General features: G+C 26.5%; 7 protein-coding genes. All 7 read left to right on the top strand.

The genetic code is table 11. The annotated features are described in order from the left end of the window. Positions 1-142 precede the first annotated feature (142 nt). Positions 143-442 carry a nucleotidyltransferase family protein gene (locus H8R24_RS17100; protein ID WP_070786798.1) on the top strand — a complete coding sequence of 100 codons (300 nt, stop codon included), beginning with the start codon at positions 143-145 and terminating at the stop codon, positions 440-442. Beyond that, on the top strand, positions 435-782 hold the full coding sequence (locus tag H8R24_RS17095) for a HepT-like ribonuclease domain-containing protein (protein WP_070786799.1): 348 nt from the start codon (positions 435-437) through the stop codon (positions 780-782). The genes H8R24_RS17100 and H8R24_RS17095 overlap by 8 nt, the downstream gene beginning before the upstream one ends. 175 nt (positions 783-957) lie before the next feature. Continuing rightward, positions 958-4461 (top strand): SMEK domain-containing protein, encoded by a 3504-nt coding sequence (locus H8R24_RS17090; protein WP_187021435.1) that lies wholly within the window; start codon positions 958-960, stop codon positions 4459-4461. 196 nt (positions 4462-4657) lie between these two features. Continuing rightward, positions 4658-5632: a hypothetical protein gene (locus H8R24_RS17085; RefSeq protein WP_187021434.1), complete on the top strand. Its 975-nt coding sequence runs from the start codon at positions 4658-4660 to the stop codon at positions 5630-5632. A 183-nt stretch (positions 5633-5815) separates the two neighbouring features. After that, on the top strand, positions 5816-6820 hold the full coding sequence (locus H8R24_RS17080; protein ID WP_187021433.1) for a hypothetical protein: 1005 nt from the start codon (positions 5816-5818) through the stop codon (positions 6818-6820). A gap of 236 nt (positions 6821-7056) precedes the next feature. After that, the gene (locus tag H8R24_RS17075) at positions 7057-7473 is read left to right on the top strand and encodes a DUF6157 family protein (RefSeq protein WP_187021431.1); all 417 of its coding nucleotides are present in this window, start codon (positions 7057-7059) and stop codon (positions 7471-7473) included. Positions 7474-7475: 2 nt separating this feature from the next. Continuing rightward, positions 7476-7898, top strand: a complete 423-nt coding sequence (locus H8R24_RS17070; RefSeq protein WP_187021429.1) for an SRPBCC family protein — start codon at positions 7476-7478, stop codon at positions 7896-7898. Positions 7899-8114: the final 216 nt, after the last annotated feature.

Below are 8114 nucleotides of genomic sequence, written 5' to 3'. Positions count from 1 at the left end.
AACTTTTCTTCCTTTTATATTATATTATGTGTTATATTTGAAAGAAATAAACGGAAGTTTTTTCACAGACTGACGTTGGCAGTAATTATAAAATAAACGAGGCGAATTCAGCAATATATCGAAACTTTTGCTAAATTTGAAGATGATTCTAATTGAAAAAAATATTGACCGCCTAAAAATGATTTGTTCAACATACAATGTGGACAAAATGTACTTATTTGGTTCTGCATTAAATTCAAATTTTAATGACAAAAGTGATATTGATTTTTTAGTGAAGTTCAAATCTTTTGAATTATCTCAATACTTTGAGAATTATATAAATTTAAAAGAAAATTTAAAAACCTTGTTTGGAAGAGAAGTCGATTTACTTGAAGAGCAAACACTTAAAAACCCAATTTTAATAAACTCAATAAATAAATCAAAAGAACTTATTTATGGATGAGAGAATATTAAAATGGTTGTTTGATGTTAAAATGGCTATTGATGAAATTGATAGTTATTTTATCGACGAAGAAAAAGACTTTTTTAAATATCGAAGCAACTTGATGTTAAAAAGGGCAGTTGAAAGAGATTTAGAAATTATTGGAGAAGCAATAAATCGAATTATTACTCGTGATAAATATTTTGAAATTAAAATAACAAATGCAAAAGCTATTATTAGTTTGAGAAATCAAGTAATTCACGCTTATGATAATATTTCAGATGAAAACATTTGGTCAATACTTACAAATCATCTTCCTAAACTAAAAAAGGAAATTGAATATCTAATTGACGAAAAATAACTACTGCCAACAGCCAGTTTGAACTAGCTGGAATTTAGTGGAATTACCGTTTCGTTTCAAGTTTTCGTTAAGCAGAAAATTGAGCAGTTACGAATTTCCAGCCATCTCAAACTGGCGAGACGTTAGTGGCAACCTTCTGACGACGAAACCTCTAAACAACAAATTAAAGACGAAAATGAACGACATAGAACTTAATCTTTTCGCTTACATTGATAAAATACAAAGAGGGAGTCTTTTGAATCTTCACGATGAAAAAGTAAAAGCTGAAGATTTTTTTTTAAGAGTTTTCGAGAAAGTTTATGGTTTTGAAGAGTTAATTAATTTAAACTATGAAAAATTAAACTCAAAAGGAATCGACTTATATGACTCAAAAGAAAAAATTGGAATTCAAATTACAGCAATCCAAAGTAATGAAAAAACCAAAATTAATGATACAAAAAAACTAACCTTAAACAATTGGAAAAGTAAAGGATTAAAGAAACTATGGGTGTTCTTTATTATTGAAACAAAATATCTTAAAGATATTGACACATCAATTGTTGAAGAAGTTGATGGAATAAAAATTTACATTAAAACAATTAAAAATCTAATTGGTGATATTAGTAAATTAGATAAAGAAAAAAGGATTGAAATCTCTGAATTGATAAAAAAAGAAGTAAGCGAAGAGTTTTATGGTTTGTCCAAATTAGTACTTTTTAAAGAAATTGTAAAAAGCCAAAAATTCGATAGTACAAATTATTTCAACAAAGAAGAATTAATATATTTCAGTAGAAAAGAACAACATAAGATTGATAATTTAGCTTACAATTTTACTAATAACATTACAGACCAATATTGTATTTTAGGAAATCCTTGCAGTGGAAAAACTACAATTGCTTATACAATTATTCAAAAAATAAAAAATAAAAGAATCTTTTATTTAAATCTTACTGAACCATTTTTTGATGAATCAAAAATTCTTGAAGAATTAATTCAAATATCTCATTGTCATTCTTTGATAATATTTGATAATATTCACGACAATATAAAGTTGTTTATAAAAATTAAAGAAAGATTATCAAAACACAAATGGATAAAATCACTTTTTCTTTCAAGATATTACAAAACTTTTGATGAATTTGACGAAAACAGTATTTATGATAAAATTGAAGGAATCAAATATTACAGAATAGATTTAAATGAAGATTTAGAAGAAAAAATTTCAGGAATAATTTCAAAAAAAATTGATTTATTAAAAAATCAATATTCAGAAATAAACTGGTATAAAGGAAATTTTCTTGATATTTTAAAAAACACAAGCAGTAACCTATTAAAGTTAAATATTGCATTAAGAGTTTGGGAAAAGAAGAATAAAATATCAAACAATTTAACTTTTGATAAAATCAATCAAAATATTATTCTTCAAAATTTTTATGAAGAACACAATCTTAATGAAGTCGAGAGTGATTCTCTATATACTTATTGTCTTCTATATAAAAATGATATTCCATTTATCTTATTAAAAGCTAAAAAAAGTATTGATGAAAAACTAAAAGAAAAAGGAATAATATTAAAATACTCATCAAGTGATTATCATTATTTCCCACATAAAGAATATGCGAAATTAATATTTGATTCTATTTCATACGTAAATGAAGATATTGATTTAGCAAAAAAATCAGAATTAATAATCAACTACATATCTAAATTTAATAGACAAGAATACTCATTAAATATTCATCTTTTACTAGATAAATTCTTTAATTCAGAAATTTTAGAAGAAACAGAAATTGTAAAAAGCATTTTAGAAAATGAAAAAATAGAACAAATAATAATAGAATTATTTTCAACAAATATTAAAGAATTTGAAGTAAATTCTTTAATTACAATTCTATTTAAACTTTGTACTCGAATTGATAAAATAAAAATATCAAAATATTACTATTTAATTATAACATATCTAAATAGAAACAAACTTAACTTATTTCTATTTCAGGATTATATGAATTATTCTAACCTAATACAGATTTCAGAATTATTATCAATTGAATTTACATTTGAAAAAGTTATAAATGTATTACCCGAAAATGAAATTATAAAAACAAATTCCATTGTTGAATTGACTTTAAGAATAAGTAAACAAAGTAGAAAACCTGAAACAGTATATAAAATATTAAATTCTTTTCACTTTCCTGAATGGTTAGAAAAGATAAACAAACTTCCAGGCTTTTCAAACATAACAAATTCACTTTCAGAGTTAAATACTTCAAGTGAAACAAAAAAACTTGTTTATGGTCTAATCCGAAAATTGGATTGGAATAAACTAATTGAGAAAGCTAAAAAGCAAAAAATAGATCAAATTGCAAAATCTTTAAGAGAACTTCAAAAGATTGACATTTCTGTAGGTACAAATTCTTGCAAATTTATTTTCAATCAGCTTATTGAAAACAATACAATAAATCAAAAATTATTAAATTCTTCTTTATCAGAATATTCAAAAGCATTATCAGATTTATCAAACATAAATTCCGAATCTGCCAAAATGTTTTTATCAAATGACTTACAAAATGGAATTTTAAAAATCAAATTATCAAATGAAAGTAGTTTATCAAATTTTAGAGCACGAGTTTTAGAATTAAAACGTCTTTCAAATGAACCAAAAGAATTTATTTCAATTGTTACAGAAGTAACTAATAAAAATGAATTCATAACAAAAATTGAAACCGAGAAAGATATTAATTCACTTCTTTCATTTTATGAATTTGCAAAAGAAAATTTAAACATTAAAAATTCTCAAACAATTCAGATTACAAAAAAAGCAATTGATGAGATTGATTCGAGTAACTCTATTATCGAATTAATAAAAAATCCGAAAATATTAAAGATTAAAGGTTTTGATAAAAATATTATTCTTTCAATTACTCCAGAAGAAATTGATGACTATATAAAATCAAAGAAAATTACATACTTAGAAGATATATTTAGAGTAATCTCTGATTTTAATATTGATAAATCGATTAGTCTTTTTAGTCAACTTAAAAATCAATATTTAATAGCTTCGCTATTAAATATTGATTTAAATATGTCTCAATCACTTGAAGTTTTATATAGATTAAAAAATAAAGTTGATAAAAATGACAAACAGAACTGCAATGAAAAAGTCAGCTATTTACTTGATGAATATTTAAAAAAATACACAAATATTGAAAGGCGTTATAATAAATTAACAATCAGTGATTTTTTGAAATCATATCATTTTAGCTATTTAATAAATTCTGAAATAACAGAAAAATATTGTAAAACTGATTTTTTAAACAAACTACAAAAAAACACTCATAAAGGTTTTCAAATTGGTCCATTATTTCAATATATAAGACGTATATCTAACTCAACAAAAGGAAAATATGACAAAGAATTACTAACATTTTTAAATAATAATAGAGATAATTTTATAATAACAATTCAGAATGAAGATATTTCAAAATCGTTATCAGGTTTATTTGAGTTGCATTTAAGCAATTTTAAAATCTTTGCAGATGAATTATTATTCAATTGTAGAAAATCAATAATTCTTAAATCAAATCAAAGAAGAAATGACAAAATATTTAAAGATAAAATTATTCCTGATATAGAAAAAATCGGTTTTGATAAAGGAAAAGTAATATTAAAAGAATTGAGAAATAGTGTTTCGAAAAAATAAAGGCAGCCACTAACAGGCGTTTGGCAAGATTGCGAATTTTGTAGTAAATAGACGTTTATTTCTCGCAAGAAATTTTATCTTTAACAGAAAATAATCGGTTCCGAAGTTCGCAACCTCGCCAAGCGCCGGAACGTTGGCAGAAAGCATACCAAAAAATCGCGTATAAAAAACTCTAATTAAGAAATAAATCAAAATAATGGACGAACACAAAGTAGAAATTCAAAACGTTGAAACTGCTGGACAAGTAGCTTTACCATTTAATGATGAGCAATTCAAGGATTTTATAGTTAGTCTATTAGGTAAACCTCAAACTATTTCAAAATATTTAAGAGGTACTTTTGAAATTGACAAAGACAATATAATAACATTATTTGAAGTAATAAATCAAAGAATTTATCAACAAAATGATTCTAAATTAATACAGTTTAGAGCTTCAATTTATTACAGCGATAATACTACAGTAACTTTAAATGGCTTTGAACATTTAGTCCATTTTAACGAGAAATTACCTTTAGTATCAAGAGCGGTTCATTTAACTTGGCAATATCTTGTCAAATTTAGAGATAAAGAAACTTTTGAAAAACAAGAAATTTCAGTATCATTCATAACAGACAATAATGGTCCAATGCCGAGTTTTGATGATGACGTTAATCATCGATATTATGACAGTGGAATTAGTTTTCGTATATCTCATACTGCAAGAACTTGGGGTTCAGACATCGAAGCAATGCTGACAAAAAACTTACAAACGCTAATCCAAAAAGAAAACAAATTTCTTGATTTTTTCAAATTCAATAATGAAAGGGTTGGCCATTTAATTTCTGCATTTTTAATTTCTTCAACACTTATATTATCATTAATAAATACAAATGAAATAATTACTAGTGGAAAATATTCAGATAATACAATATTTTGGATTCATCATTATGGTAATTTTATTTTTCTTTTTCTTGGTATTTATTTTTTGCAAAAAATAACATTAATTATTTTAGAAGAATTTGAGTTTTATGGTGCGCCCAGTTTCATAATCTTAACTCCAGAATCAGAAAAAAATAAAGTAAAAATTCAAAATAGTTATAAAAGAAAATTGGGAAAATATTTGTTTGCGGTAATTAGCAGTTTAATTTTAGGTGTAGCAGGTAATTTTTTATATACATATTTAACGACATAAAAATGCCATCTGCCAACAGCGGTTTGCAAAAATGGCGAAATATGTGATAAATTAACGTTTATCTTTCGCAAAGAATTTTATCTTAGCCGAAAGATTTCGGTCACGAAGTTCGCCACTTCTGCAAGCCGCGACACGTTACAGGAAACCTTATCTCAAAATGGAGAATTCAATAACCGAATAAAAATGAATTATATTTTAATTATCACTTTATTATTTTTTTCGACTATCTATTCACAAGATAAAGTTGATTCTACTTTTATCTTTTCAAAATACGAACATATTGATTATAAAAAAAAGGGAGATGAAATTAGAGATATCGTGAATGAAGATAATGAGGCACTAATTATATACTTAGACGATAGCAAATACATCTCTTTAAAGAATAATAAAGTTAAATGCTATACCATATGTAATGACTCTGTAATTAACAATATAGTAGAGCTGAATAATATTGACGCTATGATTTGTAAGTCTATAATTGATACATTGGTCTCGATTGACCCAAAAAAAATAATTAATGAAATTGATAAAAAAAACAGAATAGTTATTGAAAATATAGGGAGGTATATGGTATCATTTTATAAAAACAACAAAACTTTAAATCTTTTTTATAGTTACTCTTCCGAGACTTATTTGGAAGACAAGTTTACTTTTCCTAAAGACCGAAAGACATTTTTAAATAATTACTTAAATCTAACAAAATATTTTTATGCTAAAGAATTTGAACGATTGAGATCTTTAGATACGATTTATTTACTTATTGAAAGAGAGGAAAACACTCAATATGAACGTTCGAATTTTTCAGATACGATTTATTCGACTTTTGTTAAGAAAGGGAAAAATATGACATATATTCTTGGTGTAGATAAATTGAAAAATACACGACAAGAAAATTATAACTTCCAATTTAAATGTTCTTATGTTTCCTATACTAATTTAAACCGTTTTAGTTCTACGGAACCAATAAATGTATTTTATGAAGATTTATCATTTTTAAAAACAAATTCAGATAAAATATTGCAATTAGAGGATTTACAAAGATTTACTCAATGTGATTTGGAACAATTAATAAGTTCTCACAGAAAAAAAGTTTTTATCATTGATAAAGATGAGATTAGAGATGGAAAAATTAAAATTAAAGAGGTCAAAGGTGGAACTTATTGTTTCTTAGAACAAAAGGAGGATTAAAAAGTAATGGGACTTAATGCATATTCATAGTAGTATAGTGTTAAAAACAATGAGCTATAAAAGGCATCCTGTAACAGCCATTTTGAGCTAGCTGGAATTTAGTGGAATTACCGTTTCGCATCAAGTTTTCCTTAAGCCGAAAACTGAAAGGTTACGAACTTCCAGCCATCTCAAAGTGGCATAACGTTAGCGGCAAGCATAGCGACCCCGAAACAAAACGAACAAATTGACAAAAAATGAAAGTGCATACGACAAATTATATTGACACATTTATAGAAGTTGCTGACGACTGTCCGACTGACATTGGCGAAATTCCTAAACCAAAAGGAAACAACAAAACAGTTGCAGAAATGCAATTTGAACTTGTTTTGAAAAATCCTTATAAACATACTTCTGACGATATTCATTTTCAAGTTTACGCTGACAGAAACGATTTGACAAAATCAGAATATAAAGAAGCAAGAGAACAATTTTTTTCAAAAGGACAACCTTGTTTTAGGGCTTCACCGTTGACAAAACGCTATGGCTTTGGTGTTCATTCGGACAAAAATGGAAAAGTTGCAATCTTTGGACGAGAGACAAAAGAATATGAGCAATTTGTAAATGACGCAAAAATCCAAAAGGTAAAAGCAATGCGAACTTCAAAAAAATAAATATGCAGACACATTTTAAAATTCATTACAAAACAGTCATTAACGCACCACTTGAAAAAGTTTGGGACGCTTTGACAAACCCTGAAATTGTAAAACAATATTTTTTCGGGACAGAATTATTAACCAATTGGGAAATTGGTAGCGACATAGTTTTTCAAGGAGAATGGGAAGGACAGAAATACAAAGACCCAGGAAAAGTCCTTGAATATTCTCACAATGAAAAATTAGCATACTCATATTTGAGTAATTGGAGTGGCAAAGAAGACAAACCAGAAAATTATTTATGGGTTTGCTATGAAGTTAAACCAATTGACAACGGAACTGAATTAACCATTTCACAAACTAACTATGACGAAGAACGAGCAAAACATTCGGAAACAAATTGGGCTTCACTCATAGACGGAATGAAAAAAATTATAGAATAAAAAATGCCAGCCGCTAACACGGGTTTGGCAAAAGTGGCGGTTCAGTGCTCCGCAGACGCATTTGTGGTTAATCAAAGTTTGGTTCTCCGCATCAACATTTGTGGTGAAAATCGCCACCTTCGCCAAGCCCGAAACCGTTAGCGGCAAGCATAGCGACCCCGAAACAAAACGAACAAATTGACAAAAAATGAAAGTGCATACGACAAATTATATTGA

The organism is Flavobacterium muglaense (assembly GCF_014305155.1).
Classification (GTDB): Bacteria; Bacteroidota; Bacteroidia; order Flavobacteriales; family Flavobacteriaceae; genus Flavobacterium; species Flavobacterium muglaense.
The sequence above is the reverse complement of the archived record's forward strand: the minus strand, read 5'-3'. Positions and strand labels throughout refer to the sequence as shown.